This window comes from Streptomyces sp. NPDC038135, from assembly GCF_055601245.1.
Window position 1 is genome coordinate 329,011 of record NZ_JBVJXS010000001.1, and the last position, 23,490, is coordinate 352,500.

Consider the following 23,490-nt stretch of genomic DNA (forward strand, 5'->3'; position numbering starts at 1 on the left):
CTAGCGCAGCCGGGGCTGGATCTTGTCGATGAAGATGGTCTGCTTCTGCTCCGCCGTGAGGTGGCACGCGGCGGCACGACCCTCGCCCAGCGGCGGCCGCACCTCCGAGCAGAGGTTGCCCTCCACCTCTTCCCGGAACGCGCAGCGCGGGTGGAAGCGGCATCCGGTGGGCGGGTTGAGCAGCGAGGGCGGGCTGCCGGGGATGGGCGTCAGGTGCTGGTCGAGATCGCTGTCCAGACGCGGCATCGAGCTGAGCAGGCCCCAGGTGTAGGGGTGCTTCGGCTCGTGCAGCACCTCGCGGACGCTGCCGCGCTCCACGGCCCGGCCCGCGTACATCACCAGCAGGTCGTCGGCCATGTGCGAGATGACGCCGAGGTCGTGGGTGATGAAGATGATCGCGGAGCCGAACTCCTGCTGGAGGTCCTTCAGCAGGTCGAGGATCTGCGCCTGCACCGTCACGTCGAGCGCGGTGGTCGGCTCGTCGGCGATCAGCAGCTCGGGGTCGCACATCAGCGCCATGGCGATCATGGCACGCTGGCGCATACCGCCGGAGAACTGGTGCGGGTAGTCGTCGAAGCGGACCTTCGGCTGCGGGATGCCGACCTTCTCCAGCATCTGGATGGCCCGGTCCTTGGCCTCCTTCTTGGAGGCGCCGCGGTGCTTCATGAACGGCTCGGACAGCTGGCGGCCCACCGTGTAGAACGGCGACAGCGCGGTCAGCGGGTCCTGGAAGATCATCGCCATCTTGTTGCCGCGGAGCCGCTCGAGCTCCCGCTCACCGGCGGTGACGAGTTCCTTGCCGTCGAGGAGGATCTCGCCGTCGACCTGGGAGGTCCGCGGGTTGTGCAGGCCCAGGATCGTCAGGTTGGTGACGGACTTGCCGGAGCCGGACTCGCCGACGATGCCCAGGGTCTTGCCGCGCTCGACGTCGAAGGAGAGGCCGTCGACCGCCTTGACGATGCCGTCCTCGGTGGAGAACTGCACCTTCAGATCGCGCACCGAGAGGAAGCTCTCCGGACCGGTCGGGGCCGACGCGTCCTCGGTCTTGGTCAGTGTGGTCACGGTGGTTCGTTCTTCCTAGGAGAGCCGGACGCGCGGGTCGATCCAGGCGTACGCGATGTCGGTGAGGATGTTGAAGATCAGGATGAAGAAGGCACCGAACAGCATGACGCCCATGGTCATGGGGAGGTCCTTGTGGATCGCGCCGTCCACGGCCAGGCGACCGATGCCCTGCAGGGAGAAGGTCAGCTCGGTGACGACGGCGCCGCCGAGCATGCTGCTCAGGTCGATGCCGAGGACGGTGACGATCGGGATGAGCGCGCCACGCCAGGCGTAGCGGAAGAAGACGTACTTGCGCGACATGCCCTTGGCGCGGGCGGTGCGCACGTGCTCCTCGGCGAGCTGCTCGATCATCGAGGAGCGCGCCATACGGGTGTACTGCGCGGTGAAGATCGTGGCCATCACCAGGGTCGGCAGCAGCATGCCGGTGAACCAGCCCCAGGGGTCCTGGGTGATGGGGACGTACGCGGGGTTCTCCATCCAGCCCGTGCTGTAGACGAAGATCCACAGGACGATCGGGCCGAGCAGGTAGATCTGGAACGAGCTGAGCACCATCGAGGCGCCGGTGGCGACCTTGTCGACCACGGAGCCGCGCTTGTACGCGGCGATCATGCCGGCTCCCACGCCGACCACGAGGAAGACGACCGCACCGCCGGCGGTCAGCGTCAGCGTGGTGGGGAAGCGGTCCAGGATCGTCGACCAGACCATCTCGCCCGAGTAGAACGACTGGCCGAGGCACGGAGCGCTGCAGTGACCGGCCGGGAAGTCACGGCCGGCGAAGATGCCCGACATGAAGTCCCAGAACTGCTGGGCGATCGGGAGGTTGAGACCGAGGGCCTGGCGGATGTCCTCCAGTCGCGCGGGAGAGCAGTCCTTGCCACAGGCCAGGGAGGCGTAATCGGACGGCGCGGCAACGAAGAGGAAGAACGTGACGGCGCCGATGAGGAACAGGGTGACCAGGGCACCGACCGTGCGCCGGAGGATGAACTGAAGCATGGCGGGAGGGCTGCTCTCTGCGGAGACGAGTGGGAGGTTTCACGGAGGTGCGGGGACGCGCTCCGCCTGGTGCGCGTCCCCGCGTTCAGCCGTAGAGAGTTACGACTTCTTCAGGAACAGGTGGTTGATGTCGAGGAGGCTCGACACCGAGCTGTAGCGGGTACCGCCCACGTTCGAGCCCGAGAGCTGGAACTGCTTGGTGTACCACAGCGGAGCCGCCGGCACGACCTTCTCCAGCAGGTAGTGCTGCGCCTCCTTCCAGGTGGCCGCGGCCTGCTCGGGCTTCTGGTTCAGCGCCTTCTTGATCAGCTCCTGCACCTTCGGGTCGTTGACGTGCGAGTAGTTCGACGCACCGTCGGCGACCTGGTCACCGTCGTAGATCGGGGTGACGACCGTCGACGGCGACGGCCAGTCCTGGCCCCAGCCGGTGATGTACATGTCGTACGGGTTCTTCAGCTTGCCGATCTGCTCGTAGAAGCTCGCGGCGTCGACCTCCTTGGAGACGACGTTGAAGCCCACCTTGGTCAGCGCGTCCTCGATGGCGACCTTGCGCTTCTGGCCGTTCTCGCTGTTCGGGTAGGCGAAGACGACCTTCTTCTCGGCGGCCGGGACGCCCTTCAGCATCTCCTGGGCCTTCGCGATGTTGCCCTGCTGCGTCTTCAGACGGCCGTAGGGGTCGTACTTGGCCTCGTAGCCCGGCAGCGTCGGGGCGAAGTAGTTCGGGGCCACGTCGCCGCCGTAGACACCACCCTCACCGGCGATGAGCGACTTGGAGTTCACCGCGTAGGCGATGGCCTGGCGGACCTTCAGGTCCTTCACGCGGTCCAGGTTGAACGTCAGCTGCATGACGTAGGGCTGGTAGCCCTTGACCGTGCGCTTGTTGACGGACGGCGTCTTGATGACGTCCTGGATCTGCGTGGCCTCGACGCCGCCGGTGAACTGGATGGCGTTCTTGTCGTTGCCCTGGTCGGCGATCAGACGCTTGGTCTGGGTCGACTCGGTGACGCCGAACTGGAAGTTGAAGCCGTCCACGTACTGGTGACGCACGGAGTCGGTCTTCGGGTCCCAGTTGGTGTTCTTGACGAGCACCAGGGACTTGCCGTTCTTGTACGTCTGGACCTTGTACGGACCGGTGGCGACCGGGGCCGAGTCGTACTTCTCCTTCGTGTCGTCCTTGGCCGGGACGATCGCGTAGCCGGCCATGGCCAGGGTCTGCGGCAGGTCCTGGCGCGGCGTGTCGAAGTGGAAGACGACGGTCTTGTCGTCCGGGGTGTCCAGGACGGACTTCGGCAGGTGCTTGCCGTCGAAGCCGCCCTTGGGCAGCGCGTCGCGGTACTTGGCGCCGCTCAGCCAGGTCTGCAGGTAGGTCGGGCCGTCGAAGATGAACTTCGCGTACAGGCGCTCGACGGAGTGGCGGACGTCGGCGGACGTGATGGCGTTGCCCTTCGCGTCCTTGATGCCGTCCTTGAGGGTGAACGTCCAGGTCTTGCCGCCGTCGGAGGACTTGCCCGAGTCGGTCGCGAGGTCACCCACGACCGAGACGTTGCCCTTGTCGTCCTCCTTGAACTGGGTCAGGCGGCGGAAGAGCAGGTTGGCGACCTGGCCGGCGTCGGAGACGTAGATCTGGCCCGGGTCCAGGTGCGAGAGGCCCGCCTCCTGGTAGACCGTGATGGTGCCGCCGCTCTGGGCGCCGGCTATGTCCTCGGCCGGGCCGGTGGAGCCGGCGGCGTCGGCGTAGGTGACCGCCTTCGACTGGACCGAGGCTTCCTGCTGGTCCTTCTTGGAGTCCGCGCCGGTGTCGGAGCCCTTGTTCTCGGAGCATCCGGTGAGCACGAGGGAGCCGGCCGCGAGGGCGACGACGATGGCCTGCGCTCTGCGCGAGCTGAACGACTTCATGAGGCGAATGCACCTACCTGTCGGTTGATATTCCTGAGTACTGCCTGACGCGGCTGGTAGGCCGACTCCGGGGGTGGCAGTCATCCCCCCACAAGTGGACGATCTACCGCCCGGACTTGGGGTCGAACGCGTCCCGTACCGAGTCTCCGAGGAGGTTGAAGGCAAGGACGAAGATCACCAAGGCGAGACCGGGGAAGAAGAGGAACGCCGGGTCCTGCTCGGTGTACTTGGCACCGTTGGCGAACAGCTTCCCCCAGTCCGGGGTCGGCTCGACGAAGCCGACACCGGCGAAGGACAGGAACGCGATGGTGAGGATGGTGCTGGGCAGCGTGTACGTGAACTGCACCAGGATGGGCGTCACCACGTTAGGCAGGATCTCCTTGCGGACGATCCGCCAGGGCGAGGCGCCGGAGACCTTGGCGGCCTCGACGAACTCACGCTCGCGCAGGGACAGCACGGTCGAGCGCACCAGACGGGCCATGCCCATCCAGCCGAGGAGCCAGAGCACGATGAGCATCGCGACGGCACGCAGGTACGTGGGCGTCTCCTCGCGCGGGTCCACGAAGAACGCGGTCACCACGGGCATGAAGGCGATGAAGAACAGCTGCTGCGGGAAGGCGAGGAAGAAGTCGGTGACGCGGCCGATCCAGTAGTCGGTCTTGCCGCCGAAGTAGCCGCCGACGAGACCGAGGATGACGCCCGTGACCATCATCAGGACCGTGATGCCCAGCGCCATGAACAGCGAGGTGCGCATGCCGTAGACCAGCATCGCGAACACGTCGCGGCCGTACTGCGGCTCCACGCCGAACCAGTGCGAACCGGACAGGCCGCCGAAGTAGCCGAGCGGCAGACCGAAGTCGTCGAGGACCGGGCTGTCCTGGTACGTCGGGTCCTGCCCGTACAGGGTGTAGGGATCCGTCCCGCTGAGCTTCGTCAGCAACGGCGCGGCCAGGCCGACGACGAAGTACAAAATCACTATCGCCGCACAGATGACACCGGTACGGTCACGCTTGAAGCGCTGCCACATCAACTGACCGGGAGAGCGACCCTCGAGCGTGGTCTCGCCCTTCGCGGGCGCAGGAGCCGGCTCGAGTTCGGGCTCCAGGGCAACCGACGGCCCGGAGCCTTCAGCCTTGGCAGGACTGGACATGTGAGTTCTTCCCCCGGGGGGTTGGAGAGCTGAGCGCAGCGCAGATACCGGAGAGTTCTGCGGTTTGGGGGAACTTTCGCCAATGCGTTCAACGCGCGTCAAGGGCGGAAGACATAGGGATCTCCCTACCGTCAATATTTTGAGCAAAAATTGCAGAGATCGACACCTGTGCGCGCTTGACACGACCAAAGGGTTCTCGGCAAATCGGACAGCTCGTGACTTTTTTTTCGTTACATGTCCGAAACTTGACGCGCTTGTCCCCGCTATCCGAACACTTGTCACCGGTGCCCGTCCGGGCGAACCGGTCGCCGAACCGCTCCCCGCGCGGAGTGCCGCCATTCATGCCGAAAGCCCGGCCCTCCGGAAGGCGGAGGGCCGGGTTCTGTGGGCTCGGGGCGCCGGCGTCAGCCGTGCTTGGCGCGGCTCGCGGCGCGGGCGCGCTCGCGGGCGTCCAGGTTCACCTTGCGGATGCGAACCGCCTCCGGGGTCACCTCGACGCACTCGTCGTCGCGGCAGAACTCCAGGGACTGCTCCAGGGAGAGCTTGCGGGGCGGCACGATCGCCTCGAACGAGTCGGCCGACGAGGACCGCATGTTCGTGAGCTTCTTCTCCTTGGTGATGTTCACGTCCATGTCGTCGGAGCGCGAGTTCTCACCGACGATCATGCCCTCGTACACCTCGGTGCCCGGGTCCACGAAGAGCACGCCGCGCTCCTGGAGGTTCGTCATCGCGAAGGCGGTGACGGCGCCGGAGCGGTCGGCGACCAGGGAGCCGTTGTTGCGGGTCGTCAGGGTGCCGAACCAGGGCTCGAAGCCCTCGTGGATGGAGTGGCCGATGCCCGTGCCGCGGGTCTGCGTGAGGAACTCGGTACGGAAGCCGATGAGACCGCGGGACGGCACGACGAACTCCATGCGGACCCAGCCCGAGCCGTGGTTGGACATGTTGTCCATCCGGCCCTTGCGCACGCCCATGAGCTGCGTGACGGCGCCCATGTGCTCCTCGGGCACGTCGATCGTCATGCGCTCGACCGGCTCGTAGGTCTTGCCGTCGACCTCCTTGGTGACGACCTGCGGCTTGCCGACGGTCAGCTCGTAGCCCTCGCGGCGCATCTGCTCGACCAGGATGGCGAGCGCCAGCTCACCGCGGCCCTGGACCTCCCAGGCGTCCGGACGCTCGGTGTCCAGCACGCGCAGCGAGACGTTGCCGATCAGCTCGCGGTCCAGGCGGTCCTTCACCTGGCGGGCGGTGACCTTGCGGTCCTTGACGGCCGCCTTCGCGTCGGCGCCCTTGCCGGTGCCGCCCCGGCCGACCAGCGGCGAGGTGTTGGTGCCGATCGTCATCGAGATCGCGGGCTCGTCCACCGTGATCAGCGGCAGCGGGACCGGGTTCTCGGTGTCGGCCAGCGTCTCGCCGATCATGATGTCCGGGATGCCGGCGACGGCGCAGATGTCACCGGGGCCGGCCACCTCGGCGGGCTTGCGGGTGAGCGCCTCGGTCATCATCAGCTCGGAGATGCGCACGTTGCTGATGGAGCCGTCGCGCTTGATCCACGCGACGGTCTGGCCCTTGCGCAGCTCGCCCTGCTCGACGCGGAGCAGCGCGATACGGCCGAGGAAGTTGTCGGCGTCGAGGTTGGTGACGTGGGCCTGGAGCGGGGCGGCCTCGTCGTAGGTGGGGGCCGGGATGTGCTCCAGGATCGTCGAGAAGAACGGCTCCAGGCTGTCGCTGTCGGCCGGGACCGTGCCGTCGTCCGGCTTGGTCAGCGAGGCGACGCCGTCACGTCCGCAGGCGTAGACGATCGGGAACTCGATCTGGTCCTCGTCCGCGTCCAGGTCGAGGAACAGGTCGTACGTCTCGTTGACGACCTCGTCGATCCGGGAGTCCGGGCGGTCCGTCTTGTTGATGCACAGGATGACGGGCAGGCGCTGCTGGAGGGCCTTGCGCAGCACGAAGCGGGTCTGCGGCAGCGGGCCCTCGGAGGCGTCGACGAGGAGCACCACGCCGTCGACCATCGACAGACCGCGCTCGACCTCGCCGCCGAAGTCGGCGTGGCCGGGGGTGTCGATGATGTTGATCGTGATCGGGTCCCCACCGTCCTTGGGGTGGTACTTCACCGCCGTGTTCTTGGCGAGGATCGTGATGCCCTTCTCACGCTCCAGGTCGTTCGAGTCCATGACCCGGTCGTCCACCTGGTCGAGCTGGTGGGCGGCGAACGCGCCGGCCTGCTTCAGCATGCCGTCGACGATGGTGGTCTTGCCGTGGTCGACGTGGGCGACGATGGCGACGTTACGGATGTCGTGGCGCGTGGCCATATTGCGGCGTACTCCCGGAGTATGAGGATTGCCCTGCGCGGACGTCTTGCTGATGCGCGGGCCCTGCCGGGCTGGACACGCCACGGCCTCACCCCATGGTACGTGGCCCTGCGGGTGACGGCCTCCGCAGGGCCACGGGGCCAGGTGCCGGACGGCCCGTGTTCACGTTCCGGACGGGCTCCGGTCCACCCGCCGGACAGCCGGGATCCTCACTTCGTGGCGGTCGGGCCGGGTGCGATCTTCGCGCCCTTCTTCAGGAAACCCATGTCCTCGTAGACCGGCGTCCGGAAGCCGAACGCGCCCGCGTTGACCACGTCCTTGCGCACGCCGACCAGCTCGGGCCGCTGGTAGAGCGGGATGGAGGCGGCCGCGGCCCAGATGCGGGAGTCCGCCTTGCGGATCAGGTCGCGCGCCTCGTCCTCGTCCAGCGTCGACGCGGCCTGGTCGAAGAGCTGGTCGACCTGGTCGGTGCCGACCCGGGTGTAGTTCTGTTCGATGTTCACCGAGCCGTCGGCAGCCGGGATCGGCTTGCCGTAGATCGGCCGGGCGTCGGTGGCGGGGAAGGCGGAGGAGGGCCACGAGTACAGGGCCAGGTCGTAGTCGCCGGAGGCGATGTGGTCCTTGAAGTAGCTCTCGTCGGAGACCTTGGTGATCGTCGTGCGGATGCCGACCTTCGTCAGCATCGCCGAGATCCGGGCGGCCACGGTGTCCAGCGTCTGGGACCCCGGTCCTGAGGGAAGCACGAAGCGCAGGTCGAGCGCCTTGCCGTCCTTCGCCAGCGGCGCGGTCACGGCGCCGGCCGGGGCGGCGGTGCCCCGCGGGGCGTAGGCGCCCGGGGCGCCGCCCTGCTTCAGGTCCTTGCCGGAGTACTGCCGGCCGTCCTGGGCGAGGTGCTTGCCGCCCTCGTCGCCCTTCTCCCGGCGCTCCTCGGCCGACTCGTGCTCGTCGGCCTTGTTGTCGTCCTCGCCGACGATGTACTCGCCGTCCTTGCCGCCGTCGGACTTCTTCTCCTGGTCGCCCTTGCCGCGCTCGGCGCCGGCCGCCTTCTCACCCTGCTTCCGCTCCTTCACCGGCCCGCCGGCCACCCAGCCGGCGTCGGTGAGCAGCGCCTGCGCCTCCTTGACGTCCGGGCCGCCCAGGGCGCCGCTGCCGTCGGCGTAGGCGTCCTGCCCGGACAGGGCGAGGTGGCTGCCGACCGGCACGGCGGGCAGGCCGAGCGGGGTCAGCACGACCTTGGCCAGTTCCTCGCGGTCCAGGGCCCGCGCGACGGCCCGGCGGACCCGCTCGTCGGCGAGCATGCCCCCGGCGCCGTTGAGGGCGAGCTGGGTGTAGGCGGGCTCGAGCGACTTGCGGACGCCGAAGGCGCGCAGTTCCTGCTGCTGCTCCAGGTACCGGGTGATCGCCTTGCGCAGCTTCTTCCTGCCGGCCTTCACCTGCTCGGCGTCGAAGCCGTGCGCGAGCGCCCAGGACCGCAGCCTGCTCGCGCTGGTCCTGCCGCCACCCTGCAGCGGGGAGCCGGCCGCGCCGCCGGCCGCCTTGATGCGCTCGGCGTCGGCGGCGTCGATGTCGGCGATCTGCACGGTCCCGTCGGCGAGCGCGGACACCCGCTTGTCGCGGTCCACCGCGTGCAGCACCAGCTCGTTCAGCTTGGCGGGGCTGCCCCACCAGCGCGGGTTGCGGGTGAGGACGACGTCCTTCTCGGCGGTGTCGACCTTCTCCACCTTGAACGGGCCCGCGGTGACGTTCAGCTTCCGGCGGGCGCCGTCGTTGAAGGCGTCCGGGGTGCCCATGACGTCCTTCGGGTACAGCGGGGAGAACAGCGACTTCCAGTCGGCGTAGGGCCGGGAGAAGGTGACCCTGACCTGGAGGTCGCCGGAGCCGCGCTCGATCTTCTCGATGCGGTCGTAGCCGGCGTTGCGGGCGGTCCAGTAGGCGCTGTCCTTGCCGGACAGGGCGCGCCACTGGGCGGCGAAGTCGGCGGCGCCGATCTCCCGGCCGTCGCTCCACACCGCCTGCTGGTTCAGCTTGTACAGCACGACCTGGCGCGGCTCGGTCGCGATGACCTTGGCGGACTCCAGGTAGGCGGGGTTCACCTGCGGCCGGCCGTTCGCGTCGGACCGGAACATCGACGGCAGCACCGCCTGCGCGACGCGGCTGGTGCCCGCGTCGGCGTCGGCCTGGTAGGTGTTCAGGGTCTCCGGCACGGCGTCCACGGCCCACTTCAGCGTTCCGCCCTCGGCGACCTTGTCACGGGCGACCAGGCCGATGTCCGGTCCGGCCAGCGGGCGGCTCGCCTCCTCGTCGGAGCCGCAGCCGGCCAGGAGCGGCACCGCGAGGGCGCCCGCGGTGAGCAAGGCGGCCGGGCGCAGGACCGCGCGCAGGCCGACGCCGTGGTGGGACATCTCTGCTACCTCCGGGAAGCCGCGGGCGTTATGATCACTTTTGGCGGTATATGGAGCTGATCAGATCTATGCACCCACTGAAGAGGAAAGGATCCGGCAATAGCGGGCGACACGTCGGCAACGCACACGAACCCCACCCGTGCGGCGCAACACACCGAAAGTGCATCCGTACGCCTCGGCCAATCGGTGCACATCTCTTCACAGCACCAGGTGTGACGCGCAACACTCCAAGGCGCATGAACGTCGCCGCCCAAGGCCCGCAGACCCGCGGAAGTGAGGGCAAGTCATGTCCGTGCACGACGAACTGACATCCGTCCAGCGCTGCCTGGACGACCTGCACCGGTCGATCGGACGCCTGGAGCAGCAGCTCGGCAGCGGTGGCCTGGAGATGCGCCGGGTCCGGATGGACGCCGACCATCTGCGCGACAGCCTGCGGCTGCTGCGCGAGGCGGCGAACCACCCGGCCGCCGCCAACCGGCCCGACCTCGTCACCATCTCCGACACGCCGTACGACATCAGCCTGTGGACGGACTCGGACGACGAGGGTCTGGGCGCCCGCGACCGGCACGCTCCCTGAACCCCGAACCGACCGGAGTCCCGTCTTGGCTACTGGTACGGAATCCCAACCGGACGGCGGCGGCGTGCGCGGCGGCACGCGCGCCGCGATCGCCGCACCGCATCTGCGGACCGACCGCTGGTGGCTGGCGCCCGCCGTCACCGCGGCCGGTCTGCTCGCGTTCGTCGTCTACTCGACCTGGCGGGCGTTCTCCAACGCGCACTACTACGCGGCGCCGTACGTCTCGCCGTTCTACTCGCCCTGCCTGGCGGAGAACTGCCGCACCATGCGCGCCGGACCGAACGCGGACCTCTTCGGGAGCTGGTGGGGCGTCTCGCCGGCGATCATCATCCTGATCTTCCCGCTCGGGTTCCGCCTGACCTGCTACTACTACCGCAAGGCGTACTACCGCAGCTTCTGGGCGTCCCCGCCCGCCTGCGCGGTGGCCGAGCCGCACCGCGGGTACACCGGCGAGACCCGCTTCCCGCTGATCCTGCAGAACGTCCACCGCTACTTCTTCTACGCCGCCCTGCTGGTCGCCGGTGTGCTGACCTACGACACCGTGCTGTCCTTCCGGGACACGCACTACCGCTGGGGGCACATGGGCCTCGGCACCCTGGTCTTCCTGGCCAACATCGTGCTGATCTGGGCGTACACGATCTCCTGCCACTCCTGCCGGCACATCGTCGGCGGCAAGCTCAAGCACTTCTCGCGGCACCCCGTGCGCTACAAGGCGTGGCAGTTCGTCGGGCGGCTGAACGCCCACCACATGCTGCTCGCGTGGACGTCCCTGGTGAGCGTGGCGCTCGCCGACTTCTACGTCTACCTCGTCGCGTCCGGCGTCTTCGACGATCCGCGCTTCTTCTAGTGACTCCAGTGAGGGACTGATTGATGTCCGTGGTCGACCGGCAGGAGTGGGACGTCGTCGTGGTCGGTGCCGGCGGCGCCGGGCTGCGCGCCGCGATCGAGGCACGCGAGCGGGGCGCCCGTACGGCGGTGATCTGCAAGTCGCTGTTCGGCAAGGCGCACACGGTGATGGCCGAGGGCGGCATCGCGGCGGCGATGGCCAACGCCAACGAGCACGACACCTGGCAGACCCACTTCCGCGACACGATGCGCGGCGGCAAGTTCCTCAACCAGTGGCGGATGGCCGAGCTGCACGCCCGGGAGGCGCCGGACCGGGTGTGGGAGCTGGAGACCTGGGGCGCGTTGTTCGACCGGACCAAGGACGGCCGGATCTCGCAGCGCAACTTCGGCGGCCACGAGTACCCGCGCCTCGCGCACGTCGGCGACCGTACGGGCCTGGAGCTGATCCGCACCCTCCAGCAGAGGATCGTCTCGCTGCAGCAGGAGGACGCCCGCGAGTCCGGGGACCCCGAGTCGCGGCTGAAGGTGTTCCAGGAGTGCACGGTCACCCGGATCCTCAAGGACGGCGACCAGGTCGGCGGCGTCTTCGGCTACGAGCGCGAGACCGGGCGGTTCTTCGTCCTGGAGGCCCCGGCCGTGGTCGTCGCGACAGGCGGGATCGGCAAGTCGTTCAAGGTCACCTCCAACTCGTGGGAGTACACCGGCGACGGGCACGCCCTCGCGCTGCTGGCCGGGGCGCCGCTGCTGAACATGGAGTTCGTGCAGTTCCACCCGACGGGCATGGTCTGGCCGCCGTCGGTCAAGGGCATCCTCGTCACCGAGTCGGTGCGCGGCGACGGCGGCGTGCTGCGCAACTCCGAGAACAAGCGGTTCATGTTCGACTACGTCCCGGACGTGTTCAAGGAGAAGTACGCCGAGTCGGAGGAGGAGGCCGACCGGTGGTACGACGACCCCGAGCACAACCGCCGGCCTCCCGAGCTGCTGCCCCGCGACGAGGTGGCCCGGGCGATCAACTCCGAGGTGAAGGAGGGCCGCGGCTCGCCGCACGGCGGGGTCTTCCTGGACGTGTCCACCCGGATGCCCGCCGAGGTCGTCCGGCGCCGGCTGCCGTCGATGTACCACCAGTTCAAGGAGCTGGCGGACGTCGACATCACCGCGGAGGCGATGGAGGTCGGGCCGACCTGCCACTACGTGATGGGCGGCATCGCCGTCGACTCCGACACGGCGGCGGCGCGCGGGGTGCCGGGGCTGTTCGCGGCCGGTGAGGTCGCCGGCGGCATGCACGGCTCCAACCGGCTCGGCGGCAACTCGCTCTCCGACCTGCTGGTGTTCGGGCGCCGGGCCGGCTGGCACGCGGCCGAGTACGCGCAGGCGCTGGCGGACCGGCGCCCGCGGGTCGACGAGGCCCAGGTCAACACGGCGTCCGCGGAGGCCCTGCGCCCGTTCTCCGCGCGGGCGGAGGGCGAGGCGGGCCCGCCGGAGAACCCGTACACCCTGCACCAGGAGCTCCAGCAGACGATGAACGACCTGGTCGGCATCATCCGCCGCGAGGCCGAGATGGAGCAGGCCCTGCACAAGCTGGCCGAGCTGCGGGTACGGGCCCGGCAGGCCGGCGTCGAGGGGCACCGCCAGTTCAACCCGGGCTGGCACCTGGCCCTCGACCTCAGGAACATGCTGCTGGTCAGCGAGTGCGTGGCGCGCGCCGCGCTGGAGCGCACCGAGTCGCGCGGCGGGCACACCCGCGAGGACCACCCCGCGATGGACCGCTCCTGGCGCAACGTGAACCTGCTGTGCGCGCTCGCCGACCCCGGCGGCACCCTCACCGGCAGCGATCCCGCCCGGGGCCAGATCCGGCTCACCCGGGAGACCACCGAACCCGTCCGCCCGGACCTGCTCGCCCTCTTCGAGAAGGAGGAGCTGGTCAAGTACCTCGCCGAAGAGGAGCTGTACGAGTGAGCAGCTACGAGGCCCGCTTCAAAGTGTGGCGGGGCGATGTGAGCGGCGGTGACCTGGCGGACTTCACGGTCGAGGTCAACGACGGCGAGGTGGTGCTCGACATCGTGCACCGCCTCCAGGCCACCCAGGCCCCGGATCTCGCGGTGCGCTGGAACTGCAAGGCGGGCAAGTGCGGTTCGTGCTCGGCGGAGATCAACGGCCGGCCCCGGCTGATGTGCATGACCCGGATGTCGGTCTTCGACCGGGACGAGACGGTCACCATCACCCCGCTGCGGGCCTTCCCGGTGGTCCGGGACCTGGTGACGGACGTCGGCTACAACTACCGCAAGGCCAGGGAGGTCCCGGCGTTCGTGCCGCCGGCCGGTCTCGGCCCGGGCGAGTACCGCATGTCGCAGGAGGACGTGGAGCGCTCGCAGGAGTTCCGCAAGTGCATCGAGTGCTTCCTGTGCCAGGACGTCTGCCACGTGGTGCGCGACCACGAGGAGAACAAGGGGGCGTACGCCGGTCCGCGTTTCCTGATGCGCATCGCGGAGCTGGACATGCACCCGCTGGACGCGGCCGCCGAGCAGGGCCTGGACCGCAGCCGCGCGGCCCAGGACGAGCACGGCCTCGGCTACTGCAACATCACCAAGTGCTGCACGGAGGTCTGCCCGGAGGGCATCCGGATCACGGACAACGCCCTGATCCCGTTGAAGGAACGCGCCGTCGACCGCAAGTACGACCCCCTGGTGTGGCTGGGCTCGAAGATCAGGAGACGGACTCCGTAGCGGGCGGCACGGGGGTGCGGCCGGGGCGCTGCGCGAGCATCTGGATGCCGAGGCTGCCCATGAACACGACCCAGGCGACGAGCGGGAGCACGTCGAACCGCGCGGGGAACACGCCGAGGAACATCCACAGGGACGCCGCGGCCGCTCCGAGCAGCTGGCCGTACCCGTGCAGTTTCGGCCGCAGGACCCGTCGGCGGCCGAAGGGCGCCACCCAGCCGGTCGTCACGGCCGCGAGCCCGGAGGCGGCCATCAGTGCCACGGCCAGCGCGCCCGCGATCACCAGGAACGTGTTCATGCGCTGAGCATGACACGCACCCGGGACCGGGGCACTACCCCCGCACCCATCCCTTCCGGTACGCGGTCCAGTCGTCCTCGGTGGCCGCGAAGTCGACGTAGAGGGCGACGCCGAAGCGGGTGCGGCCGGCGTCGGTGCGGGACAGGCCGAGGCGGACGCCGCGGACGGCGGCGGTGGCGGTCTCGGCGTGGTTCCAGTGGCCGAAGCGGTTCTCGTGGTAGAAGGGCAGGCCCATGAGGAGGCCGGTCGTCCTGGGCGTGACCTCCAGGGCGAGGCTGGTCTGCTGGGCCACGTAGCCGCCGTACAGGCTCTGCAGGGGCTGCATGGTGTCGTACGACATCACGGCGATCTGGTCCACGCGGCGGGCCACCTGCCCGAAGTAGGCCTGCGACCACCACTTGGGATGGCCGGTGGTCGTGCCCCAGAAGGAGTGGAACCCGGGCACCGGGTCGATCTGGTGGGCGGCGACGGAGAGCAGGGCGTGGTGGGCGCGGGTGAGGGCGCGCAGGTCGTCGAGGAGGGAGAGGTAGTCGCGGTCGCCGGAGTGGAGGGGCTCCAGGTCGAAGTGGGCGCCCTCGAAGCCGGCGGCGAGGACGCCGCGGGCCGACTCGACGATCGCCTCGCGGGTGGCGGCGCGCTCCAGGCGCATGCCGTCGGGACCCTCACTGGCCAGCACGTCGCCGAGCCAGGCCTGGACCCGGACGCCGGGCAGCTCCCGGTGCACGGCCGCGGTGAGCCAACCCGCCCTCCTGTATGCCGACTTCGGCAGCGTGCCGTCGTGCTCCAGGGGTCCGGCGTGGACGTACAGGTCGCGGATGCCGGTGCCACGGAGGCGATCGGCGAGGGCCTTCACGTCCGTGTCGGTCTTGCGGCCGTCCATCCAGGCGTGGCCCAGCCAGAGGGCGTCCTTGTGACGGGTGAGGGCGCCGGGGGCCGGAGTGCCGTTGTAGTTGAGGCGCAGTGCCGTCTCGGCGGTGAGCAGGGGCAGGGTCAGGACCAGGAGGACGGCGAGCAGGACACGACGCAGCCGGCGCCGTCCGGGCTTCCCGCCGTGAGTGGGGGCGGGCTGCTCGTCGGCGTCGGTGGGTGCGGGTTGCTCGTCGGCGGCTGCGGGGGTGGGCTGTTCGTCGGGGGCTGCGGAGGTGGGCTGCTGGTCGGGCGCGGGTCGGCCTGCGTCGGGGGCGGGGGCGGACTGTTCGTCGGGCACGGGCCGATCTGCGTCGCGGGCGGGGGCGGACTGTGCGTCGGGCGCGGGCCGGCCTGCGTCGGGGGCGGGGGCGGACTGTGCGTCGGGCACGGGCCGATCTGCGTCGCGGGCGGGGGCGGACTGTGCGTCGGGCGCGGGCCGATCTGCGTCGCGGGTGGGGGCGGACTGTGCGTCGGGCACGGGCCGGCCTGCGTCGGGGGCGGGGGCGGACTGTGCGTCGGGCGCGGGCCGATCTGCGTCGGGGGCGGGGGCGGACTGTGCGTCGGGCGCGGGCCGATCTGCGTCGCGGGCGGGCGCGGACTGTTCGTCGGGGGCGGGCGGGGTCTCGGGGGACCGGTCTCGTGGTGTCCCCTGGTCCGGTTCCGTCTCCCGGTCGCGCCGTTCCGTGCCCATCCGACCCCCTGTCATCGCGTTCCCCCAGCCGCGTCCGCCCCACTCGCGCGGGCGCCTACCTGCCCATACGCTCCGAAATGTGACGTCCTCCCCGATCCGCGGCCGGCCCCGGCGCACTCGCGCGCCCGTACGGGTGCGTCTGGCGCTCGCCGCGGCCGGTGCGCTCGTGGGTACCGGGTGGCTGGCGTTGCCGGTGATGACGATGGGGAGCGGTGATCCGGTTCCCGCCGCCCCGGCCCAACCGGTCGCCGAGTCCGCCGCGCCGGGGCAGGACGAGACGTCCACGACCGACCTCGTGCTGCCGCTCGCCGCCCTCGGCGCGGCCGGGGCGCTGGCCGGTTACGGGTATCTGCGGCGCACCCGGCGGGCCCGGACCCGCACCACACCGGGCGTGGTGCCGGCGGCGCCGCCCGTGCCCACTCCCGCCGAGAGCGAGCGGCAGGCCCGCGCCGCGCTGGTGCTGGCCGACGACTGCGTCCGCGGCAGCCGGGAGGAACTCTCCTACGTCGAGGAGCTGTTCGGGGCGGCCGCGGTCGAGCCGTTCGCCCACGCCCTGCGGGCCGCGGAGACCGAACTGTCGGCCGCGTTCGCGATATGGCGGCGGTACGAGGAGGGGGTCCCGGGGGACTCGACGGCCCGGCGGCAGGCACTGGTGGGGGTGATCGGGCGGTGCGCGGAGGCGGGACGGCGACTGGACGCCGAGGCGGCGGAGCTGGACCGGCTGCGCGGTCTGGAGCAGGGGGTGAGCGCGGCCCTCGAGGTCGCGGAGACGCGGTTCCGTGGGCTGGCCGCGCGGACGGCGGCGGCGCAGGCGACGGCGGCCGGACTGCGGGAGCGGTACGGGCCCTCGGCGGGCGCGCCCGTCACCGGGTACCTGGAACAGGCCAAGGACCGGCTGGTGTTCGCCACCGAACGGCTCAACGAGGCGCGTCAGGACGCCGATTCGGGCGAGCTGTCACGCGCCGCCCGGCAGCTGCGCGCCGCCGAGGGCGGTGTCACCCAGGCCGGCGTCCTGGTGGGCGGGGTGGAACGGCTCGCCGCCCGGCTGCGGGAGGCGGCCGCGCTGGTGCCGGCCGCGCTGACCGGAGCGGAGGCGGTGATCGCCGGCGTGCGGAAGGAGGGCGGGCGCACCTCCCTGACCGGCGGTGAGCTGCGGGCGCGCCTCGCGCACGCCGACGCCGCGCCGGCCGCCGTGCGCGCCGAGCTGACCGGCGGCCGGTACGACCCTCTGGACGCGCTGCGCCGGATCACGCGGGCCGTGGAGCGCCTGGAGGCGGGAAGGTCCGGGGTGCTGGACGCCGCCGCGCTGCTCGTGTCGCGCGGCTCGGTCGACGCCGCGGAGAGCTTCGTCGCCGTGCACCGGGGGGCGGTGGGCGCAGAGGCACGGGCCCGGCTGGCGCAGGCGGTCAGGGCCCTGGACTCGGGTACGGAGGCGGACGTGCTCGCCCGGCAGGCCCGGGAGCTGGCCGAACGGGACGTGCGCGCCCATGGGAACCCGTTCCCCGACGGCCACGCCACCGGCCTCACCGGCGCCGTCCTCGGCGGCATCCTTCTGGCAGAGGATCCGGACGGCGGCCCCCCGGCGAGCTTCGGCGGCCCCCGAACCCGCTCCCGCCGCCACCTGCCGTGACCGCCTGCCGCGCTGCGCCCCGACTCCCAGAAGAGGTGTCCCGCCGACCGCGCCGCGACTCTCAGAAGAGGTGTCCCGCCGACCGCGCCGCGACTCTCAGAAGAGGCTGAGCAGTGCCTCCGCCGGGACGGTCAGGCCGGTTCCGCCGCCGAAAAAGCCGATCGGCGAGCCGGACGCCCGCGCCCCCGCCGCGAGCTTCACAAGAGACTGTGCGGCGCCCCGCCGGGCCGGCCAGACCGGTTCCGCCGCCCAACCCCTCCGCCCAGCCGGGCACCCTCGCCCCCGCGCCCCCAGCTTCAGAAGAGGTGTCCCGCCGACCGCGCCGCGACTCTCAGAAGAGGCTGAGCAGTGCCTCCGCCGGGTCGGTCAGGCTGGTTTCACCGCCGGGGAGGGGGAGTTCGAACCACACCGTCTTGCCGCGTGGCGTGCGCCTCGAACCCCAGGCCGCGCTGAGCAGTCCGACGAGCTGTAGCCCGCGGCCGCCCTCGTCGGTGTCCCGGGCCCGGCGGCGGCGCGGCTGCACGAGTCCGGAGTCCCACACCTCGCACACCAGGGTGCGGTCCAGCAGCAGCCGCAGCCTGATCTCGCCCTCCCCGTAGCGCAGCGCGTTCGTCACCAGCTCGCTGACCAGCAGCTCCGTCGTGTCGACCAGCGGCTCGAGACCCCAGCCGACCAGCTGCGTCCGGGCGTACTCACGGGCCCGCCCCACGCTGCGCGGCTCGCGCGGCAGCGTCCAGTCGCCGACGGACTCGGCGGGCAGCCCCTGGACGCGGGCCATCAGCAGCGCGATGTCGTCCTCGCCGTGATGGGTGTCCAGGGTGTTCAGGACGTGGTCGCAGACGTCCTCCAGGGGCCGGGTGGGGTCGGTGAGCGCGCCCACGAAGGCCTGCAGCCCCTCGTCGAGGGGGTGGTCGCGGGACTCGACCAGACCGTCCGTGTAGAGGGCCAGCAGCGCACCCTCCGGCAGTTCGACCTCGACCTCCTCGAACGGCTCGCCGCCGACGCCGAGCGGCATCCCGGGCGGCACGTCGAGCATCAGGGCCGCCTCGCCGGGCTCCACCAGCACCGGCGGCAGGTGCCCGGCGTTGGCGAACGTACAGCGCCTGGTGACGGAGTCGTAGACGGCGTACACACAGGTCGCGAGGTACACCTCGGAGAGGTCGGCGTCGCGGGGCTGGCGCGCCGCGCGGGTGGCCTGCTGGACGCCGCCGGGGGTGCCGAGGCCGCGGGCGATCTCGTCCAGCGCGGAGAGCACCTCGGCCGGTTCGAGGTCCAGCAGCGCCAGAGTGCGCACCGCCGTGCGGAGTTCGCCCATCGCGACCGCCGCGCGCAGCCCGCGCCCCATGACGTCGCCGACGACCAGCGCGGTGCGGTGTCCGGGGAGTTCGATGACGTCGAACCAGTCGCCGCCGACCTCGGTGGCCGCGTTCCCGGGCAGGTAGCGGCAGGCGATGTCGAGGCCGGAGGCCTCCGGGTCGCCCGGCGGGAGCAGGGAGCGCTGGAGTATCAGCGCCCGCTCGTGCTCACGGCGGTACAGGCGGGCGTTGTCGATGCAGACGGCGGCGCGCGCGGCCAGTTCGACCGCGAGCTCCCGGTCCCGGTCGCCGAACGGCTCGCTGCCCTTCGTACGGGCGAACCGCGCGAGGCCGACGACGGTGTCGTGGGCGACCATCGGCACGGCCAGCGTGGACTGCACGAGTTCCCCGTCCTCCGGCGGCACGTGCTGCGGCCGGGCGGTGCGCAGGGCGTCCGCACAGGGCGAGTTGAAGGGGAAGTGGTGGACCGCGCCGACCTCGACGGCGTCGCCGGAACCGCTGAGCGGCGCGTCGGAGACGGCGCTGGCGAAGGCGACGCGGCGCAGTTCGGCGCTGCCGTCGGTGAGCCCGGGCGGGGTCTCGTCGCCGATGAGCAGCCCCTGGTAGAGGTCGACGGTGGCGAGGTCGCAGAAGCCGGGGACGACGACGTCGAGGAGTTCGCGGGCCGTGGTCTCCAGGTCGAGGGAGTTGCCGATGCGGGCGCCTGCCTCGTTGAGCAGGGCGAGGTTGCGGCGGGCCGCCGCCGCCTCCCGGGCGGCCGCGCGGCGGGCGGTGATGTCGGTGCCCAGCCAGGCGATGCCGATGGGGCGGCCGCTGCCGCTGTGCACCCGGTAGAGGTTGACGGACCAGTGCCGGCGTTCCTCGGAGCCGGGCACGAACCCGGTCACATGCATGTCGGTGATGGAGTCGCCGGTCTCCAGCACCCGCCGCAGCGTGGCCGAAACCCGATCGGCCTCGGCGCGCGGCAGGTAGTCGTGAACTCCCTTTCCCCGGTGGTCGTCCGGGGTTCCGCCGAAGATGGAGGCGAAACGCATGTTGGCCCGACGGACCCTCAGATCCGTGTCGATCAGCAGGAACCCGAACGGTGATTGACCGAAAATCGCCTGCGAGGCGGCGAGGTCCGTCTCGATGCTGCGCAGGGTGCGGACGTCCACCACTATGCAGACGGCGGCCCGCTCCCCCTCGGCGGTCCGGGTGGGCATGACGTAGACCTCGGCGATGCCTTCCTCGCCCCGGGCGCCGTCCGGCCCGTCCGGCATCCGGAAGGGCACCACCCCGGTCCACTCCCGGCCGTCGAGGATCTCGGCCATCTTCCGCTGGCTGCGCTCGCGCAGGTCGGAGTCGACGAACGCCTCGATCGGGTCCATCCCCACGGCGCGTTCGGCGGGGATGCCGAAGAGCTGCTCGGCGCGCAGGCTCCACTGGTCGACCAGCCCGCCGGGACCGATGGAGAAGGACGCGACCCTGATGTAGTCGTAGATGGAGCCGGGCGGACTGCTCTGCCACATGGCGTCGCCCGGCCCGCCCGCGTGGCGTGCGGCCTGGTCACTAGCGCCGTCCGACGGGTCCTCGGACTCCGTGGCCTTCGCTGGTATCTCGCTCACGCGAACCGTCCCCTCCAGCTCACCGCACCCGGCACCGGTCACCGGGGGCGGCTGCCCGCAGTATCCAGCACTACGGCGCCGCACAACACGGTGTTCACGATCACAGCTCGGTCGAGGTGCTTTTCGGACCGGGCCGCGACAACACTTCCAGTCTTCTAACCAGGTAACACGGCCTCGAATCACGTACTCCCGCCCCGGTCGCCGGGCGGCCCCGCGGTATGGACGGCGGGCGCCGGGATGTACACCGCGCTCAGCCGGGCACCGCCAGCTCGAACCAGACGGTCTTTCCGCCGCCGCCGGGCCGGGTTCCCCAGCGGCGCGCGGCGCCGGCCACCAGCTGCAGGCCGCGGCCGCTCTCGTCCTCGGGTTGGGCGACTCGCTCGCGCGGCGGGTCGGGGAGCGGGTCGGACACCTCGACCAGCAGCGTGTCGCCGAGCCGCGTGGGCCGCACCAGCCGTACGCCGATGGGGCCGGTGGCGTGCCGCAGGGAATTGGTCACCAGCTCACTCACCAGCAGCGCGGCGAGGTCGGCGACGCAGTCGAGGTCCCAGCCGCGCAGTTGGCCGCGGACCGCGCCACGGGCCGTGCGCACGACGTCCGGCTCCGCGGGGAAAATCCACTCGGCGCAGTCGCCATCGGTGTCGATCACGCCGATCACTTCCCAGGCCAGCGAGCCCACCCATGTCCGTTTTCATGGGGTTAATGGGCACATACCCGGTATCCAGGGGGCAGTACCGCGCCGGGCGGCGCACTGTGGTGCGAACGGCGTAGGGCCCGCAGCGCGGTACCCCGCCTGCGGTCGCGGGCTCCGGTCAGTGCGCTTCCGCGCCGAGACGGGCGGCGACCTCGCGGACCGCGGGGACGTCCTGTTCCAGCCAGGGCACCTCCCAGAGCCGGTCGGGCGTGAGCCAGCGCAGTTCGTCGTGGTCCTGCAGGGGCCGGGGGGCGGCGGAGCCGGCGCGCAGCCGGGCGGTCCACACCCGCAGTACATACGGGGACTTCAGCGGCCACTCCCCCGGTACGCGCTCGACGGGCTCCGCGTCGATGCCGAGCTCCTCGGCAAGTTCACGCGTCAGGGCGTCCTCGGGCCGCTCGCCTGGCTCGACCTTGCCGCCGGGCAGTTCCCAGCGCCCGGCCAGCTCGGGGGGTGCGCTGCGGCGCGCGGCGAGCAGTCGGCCGGCGTCGAGGAGGGCGGCTCCCACCACCACGATCCGGTCCGTCATGGGGCGATCCGTCATGGGACGGAGCCTACGGGACGGTCCGGCAGGTCAGTTGTGGACGCCGTTCCCGTTCTGGCCGATGCGCTCGACCCAGTAGAGCTGCTTGTGTCCGTGGTCGTCGAGGCTGTCGGCGATCTTCTGGGCCTCGGCCCGGGTCGCGTACCGTCCCACGCGGTAGCGGTTGCCGTTGTCGTCCTGACGTATCACGAGCCAGGGCAGGGAGACGCCCGTGCCCTCACTCATGGCCCCCACCGTTCCTTCTCGCACCGCCCCGCCCTCCCTCGCACTCGGGCGCCCGCCGTGCCCCGCCCCAGGAAACCGCAGTCCGCATATGCCCGAGCGTACGCCCAACCTTCACGGAGCGAATACGTCTTTTCACAAAGAGGTACGCAACCAGCCAGAACGCAGGGGGCGCACGATCGCGAACGCGCCGTCCCCCGTGCTGTTGTCGTGGGTCGGAGGCGTTTCGGGCGCACCGCGATCACCTGGGAGAACGGCCGGATTGCAGCGGCGGCGTGGCACCGGGTGCCAGTGCGCGCGGCGGATCGCGGGCCCGTGGTGTGAGCCGGGGTGTGCGCTACTTCACGGGCAGGTGGTACGCGGCGCGATACCGGTCGGCCGGGATCACGACGTCGGCGGTCTCCACGGGGCGTCCGGAGGCGAAGTAGGTGCGCTGGATGACGAGGACCACATGGCCGGGGACGCCGCCGAGAACGTGCAGCTCCTCGGCGAGGCCGGGGCGCGCGCCCACCTCCTCGGTGACGTTGTCCACGATGACGTCGATGGCCCGCATCCGCTCCACCACGCCCATGCCGCCGAGCGGTCCCTCCTCGGGCAGCATCACCGGGGTGCGGCCGGTGACGGCGAGGGGCTCCCAGGAGGTGGAGAGCATCATGGCCTCCCCCGCCTCCCTGAACAGGTACTTCGTGCGCATGACCCGCGCGCCGGGCTCGACGCCGAGCCGCTCGGCGATGACGGCGCCGGCCGTGGTCTGCGCGCTGCTGGACTCCCAGGTGCCGCGCACCGAGGCGTCGGCCTGCTCCTGCCGGAAAGGCGTGGCCCCCGCCGAGGGGCGGAAGCCGGAGCGGGCCACACTCCGCGGCACCGGCCGCTCGCGCACGTACGTCCCCGAGCCGGAGCGCCCCTCCACCAGGCCCTCGGCCATCAGGACCTTGCGGGCCTCCAGCGCGACGGTGTCCGAGACCCCGTACTCCTCGCGGATGCGGGCCTGGGAGGGGAGCCGGGTATGGGGAGGCAGTGAACCGTCGACGATCTTCTTGCGGAGATCACCCGCGACACGCAAGTACGCCGGCTGCTCACCGAAAGTCACTGGCCGCTCCCATCAGGTTGTACAGACAGCAACAGCCTGGCAACCGTGGGTTGTCCCGTGCAAGCAAAGGCCAGAGAATCACTCGATGTGATGACAAGGGGCCGGAGAGGGCTTCACCCAGGCACTTTCTCCCCGCTGTGGCCGCGGCCACACCTCCGCGCGATCACCACGGCCGTGGCGTGGTTCAGACCGCCATGCCGCCGCCACCGTCGGAGCCGCCGTCCCCCGTGCCGCCCCTGGCGTGACCGTGGCCGGACGGCGGGGTGGTCGCCAGCCCCAGGGCCCTGCGCACGGGCACGCCCTCCTTGGGGTCGAGCAGCCGCAGACCGGTGTCGTAGTGCCGGTAGAACGCATCGGCGTCCGCCGCCTTCGCGACCTTCGCCCACTCGGTGCGCGCCCGGTCCAGATCGGCGGCCAGGACGGTGACCGGCTTCCGGGCGCCGGCGGGCCACTCGTGCCCGCGCAGCGACCGGGCCTGCTCGCCCAGGGCCGCGGAGATGCGCCCGGCCCACGCCTTGTGCCCCGGCAGGTCGT

General features: G+C 71.0%; 19 protein-coding genes (1 of these 19 only partly in view). 5 read left to right on the forward strand and 14 right to left on the reverse strand.

Features of this window, described 5'->3' with window-relative positions:
* The 6 genes from ACZ7JA_RS01555 to ACZ7JA_RS01580 all read right to left on the reverse strand — a co-directional run bounded on the left by ACZ7JA_RS01555 (position 1) and on the right by ACZ7JA_RS01580 (position 9,815).
* Positions 1-1,062: an ABC transporter ATP-binding protein gene (locus ACZ7JA_RS01555; RefSeq protein ID WP_470806794.1), complete on the reverse strand. Its 1,062-nt coding sequence runs from the start codon at positions 1,060-1,062 to the stop codon at positions 1-3.
* Positions 1,063-1,077: 15 nt separating this feature from the next.
* Entirely contained in the window at positions 1,078-2,055 is a 978-nt protein-coding gene (locus ACZ7JA_RS01560; protein WP_401132075.1) for an ABC transporter permease, read from the reverse strand.
* A 99-nt stretch (positions 2,056-2,154) separates the two neighbouring features.
* Positions 2,155-3,951 (reverse strand): ABC transporter substrate-binding protein, encoded by a 1,797-nt coding sequence (locus ACZ7JA_RS01565; protein ID WP_470806796.1) that lies wholly within the window; start codon positions 3,949-3,951, stop codon positions 2,155-2,157.
* 103 nt (positions 3,952-4,054) lie between these two features.
* A complete protein-coding gene (locus tag ACZ7JA_RS01570; RefSeq protein WP_470806797.1) occupies positions 4,055-5,101 on the reverse strand; it encodes an ABC transporter permease in 1,047 nt (348 codons plus the stop codon).
* A 404-nt stretch (positions 5,102-5,505) separates the two neighbouring features.
* Entirely contained in the window at positions 5,506-7,413 is a 1,908-nt protein-coding gene (typA, locus tag ACZ7JA_RS01575; RefSeq protein ID WP_450752281.1) for a translational GTPase TypA, read from the reverse strand.
* A 209-nt stretch (positions 7,414-7,622) separates the two neighbouring features.
* Positions 7,623-9,815 carry an ABC transporter family substrate-binding protein gene (locus ACZ7JA_RS01580; protein ID WP_389446172.1) on the reverse strand — a complete coding sequence of 731 codons (2,193 nt, stop codon included), beginning with the start codon at positions 9,813-9,815 and terminating at the stop codon, positions 7,623-7,625.
* Between the two features lie 286 nt (positions 9,816-10,101).
* Between ACZ7JA_RS01580 and ACZ7JA_RS01585 the strand changes: the two genes are divergently transcribed.
* Genes ACZ7JA_RS01585 through ACZ7JA_RS01600 form a run of 4 tightly spaced genes read left to right on the forward strand, consistent with a single transcriptional unit; the run spans position 10,102 to position 13,961 of the window.
* A complete protein-coding gene (locus tag ACZ7JA_RS01585) occupies positions 10,102-10,392 on the forward strand; it encodes a hypothetical protein (RefSeq protein WP_351662364.1) in 291 nt (96 codons plus the stop codon).
* Between the two features lie 25 nt (positions 10,393-10,417).
* A complete protein-coding gene (locus ACZ7JA_RS01590; protein WP_470806799.1) occupies positions 10,418-11,239 on the forward strand; it encodes a hypothetical protein in 822 nt (273 codons plus the stop codon).
* A gap of 23 nt (positions 11,240-11,262) precedes the next feature.
* Complete coding sequence (locus tag ACZ7JA_RS01595; RefSeq protein WP_470806800.1) at positions 11,263-13,194, forward strand: fumarate reductase/succinate dehydrogenase flavoprotein subunit; 1,932 nt, start codon at positions 11,263-11,265, stop codon at positions 13,192-13,194.
* A complete protein-coding gene (locus tag ACZ7JA_RS01600; protein ID WP_389303991.1) occupies positions 13,191-13,961 on the forward strand; it encodes a succinate dehydrogenase/fumarate reductase iron-sulfur subunit in 771 nt (256 codons plus the stop codon). Before ACZ7JA_RS01595 ends, ACZ7JA_RS01600 begins: the two co-directional genes overlap by 4 nt.
* Here the strand turns inward: ACZ7JA_RS01600 and ACZ7JA_RS01605 are convergent.
* Both ACZ7JA_RS01605 and ACZ7JA_RS01610 read right to left on the reverse strand, forming a co-directional pair.
* Complete coding sequence (locus tag ACZ7JA_RS01605; protein WP_389303989.1) at positions 13,942-14,256, reverse strand: hypothetical protein; 315 nt, start codon at positions 14,254-14,256, stop codon at positions 13,942-13,944. The genes ACZ7JA_RS01600 and ACZ7JA_RS01605 overlap by 20 nt on opposite strands.
* A 34-nt stretch (positions 14,257-14,290) precedes the next feature.
* Positions 14,291-15,463 (reverse strand): hypothetical protein, encoded by a 1,173-nt coding sequence (locus tag ACZ7JA_RS01610; RefSeq protein ID WP_470806801.1) that lies wholly within the window; start codon positions 15,461-15,463, stop codon positions 14,291-14,293.
* A 472-nt stretch (positions 15,464-15,935) separates the two neighbouring features.
* Here ACZ7JA_RS01610 and ACZ7JA_RS01615 point away from each other — a divergent pair, with 472 nt between their 5' ends.
* Complete coding sequence (locus ACZ7JA_RS01615) at positions 15,936-17,486, forward strand: hypothetical protein (RefSeq protein WP_470806802.1); 1,551 nt, start codon at positions 15,936-15,938, stop codon at positions 17,484-17,486.
* Positions 17,487-17,817: 331 nt separating this feature from the next.
* Here ACZ7JA_RS01615 and ACZ7JA_RS01620 read toward each other — a convergent pair whose 3' ends face one another.
* From ACZ7JA_RS01620 to ACZ7JA_RS01645, 6 genes are all read right to left on the reverse strand, one after another.
* On the reverse strand, positions 17,818-20,406 hold the full coding sequence (locus tag ACZ7JA_RS01620) for a SpoIIE family protein phosphatase (protein WP_351662344.1): 2,589 nt from the start codon (positions 20,404-20,406) through the stop codon (positions 17,818-17,820).
* 250 nt (positions 20,407-20,656) lie between these two features.
* Positions 20,657-21,085, reverse strand: a complete 429-nt coding sequence (locus ACZ7JA_RS01625; RefSeq protein WP_351662341.1) for an ATP-binding protein — start codon at positions 21,083-21,085, stop codon at positions 20,657-20,659.
* Between the two features lie 133 nt (positions 21,086-21,218).
* Positions 21,219-21,629 carry a (deoxy)nucleoside triphosphate pyrophosphohydrolase gene (locus tag ACZ7JA_RS01630; protein WP_351662973.1) on the reverse strand — a complete coding sequence of 137 codons (411 nt, stop codon included), beginning with the start codon at positions 21,627-21,629 and terminating at the stop codon, positions 21,219-21,221.
* A gap of 45 nt (positions 21,630-21,674) precedes the next feature.
* On the reverse strand, positions 21,675-21,869 hold the full coding sequence (locus ACZ7JA_RS01635) for an SPOR domain-containing protein (RefSeq protein WP_351662338.1): 195 nt from the start codon (positions 21,867-21,869) through the stop codon (positions 21,675-21,677).
* A gap of 334 nt (positions 21,870-22,203) precedes the next feature.
* Positions 22,204-22,956: a GntR family transcriptional regulator gene (locus ACZ7JA_RS01640; protein WP_351662336.1), complete on the reverse strand. Its 753-nt coding sequence runs from the start codon at positions 22,954-22,956 to the stop codon at positions 22,204-22,206.
* 184 nt (positions 22,957-23,140) lie between these two features.
* Positions 23,141-23,490: the end of a DUF4190 domain-containing protein gene (locus ACZ7JA_RS01645; protein WP_470806804.1), read on the reverse strand. It continues 859 nt past the right edge of the window; 350 of the gene's 1,209 nt are visible here — the last part of the coding sequence; its start codon lies off the right edge, out of view; its stop codon occupies positions 23,141-23,143.